The sequence below is a fragment of the Mycobacterium sp. NGS33 genome (assembly GCF_059812885.1).
Map to the genome: position 1 here is coordinate 1 of NZ_JCALDN010000042.1, position 734 is coordinate 734.

The window sequence follows — 734 nt, forward strand, 5'->3', positions numbered from 1 at the left end:
GAGCGTCGGAATCGCAGCATGGACACGCTCGCCCTTATCCGCGGCCGGATTTTATCCCCGGCCTCGATGCACGCGCGGCCGGCCAGGCCGGCATCGTCCGTCGGCGCCCGCGGCGGCCGGACCCCGGAATCCGATCGTTTCCGCAGCTCACGCGCACTGCTCAGGCCTATGACGGCGCGGTTGGCGGGTATCGGGCGGTCGGCCCCGGCAACGCGCGCAGAGGCGCGCCTTCCGGGCATCACCCCGCTGACCGGCCCGGCGGTGGTCACCAGCGCATTAACGTCTTTTACTACTCGGCGCATCGATTCGAACATCACAGGTTAAGGGGCATATTCGTGGTGGATTATGGGGCGTTCCCGCCGGAGTTCAATTCTGCGCGGATCTACTCGGGTCCGGGGTCGGGTTCGTTTCTGGCCGCGGCATCGGCATGGAGCGCGCTCGCGGCCGAACTCAACTCGGCGGCGCTCAGCTACGACAGCGTGATCACCTCGCTGAACAGCGAGGAGTGGCTGGGGACCGCGTCCACGGCGATGGCGCAGGCGGCCGCGCCGTACGCGGCCTGGCTGACCACGACCGCCGCTTCGGCCGAGGAGGCGGCCGCCCAGGCTCGTTCGGCGGCGGCGGCCTACGAGACCGCGTTGGCCTCCTCGGTGCCGCCGCCGCTGATCGCGGCCAACCGCACCCAGGTGACCCAGCTGCAGGCGACCAACGTCCTGGGCCAGAACACCCCGCTG

Annotated in this window: 2 protein-coding genes; one reads left to right on the plus strand and one right to left on the minus strand. The window is 70.2% G+C overall.

Annotated features, from left to right (window positions below; genetic code table 11):
• A partial coding sequence (locus AC5Y5B_RS25220; RefSeq protein ID WP_500007395.1) for a hypothetical protein occupies nucleotides 1–314 on the minus strand: 314 nt, incomplete at its 3' end.
• 21 nt (nucleotides 315–335) lie between these two features.
• Here AC5Y5B_RS25220 and AC5Y5B_RS25225 point away from each other — a divergent pair.
• A partial coding sequence (locus tag AC5Y5B_RS25225) for a PPE family protein (RefSeq protein WP_500007396.1) occupies nucleotides 336–734 on the plus strand: 399 nt, incomplete at its 3' end.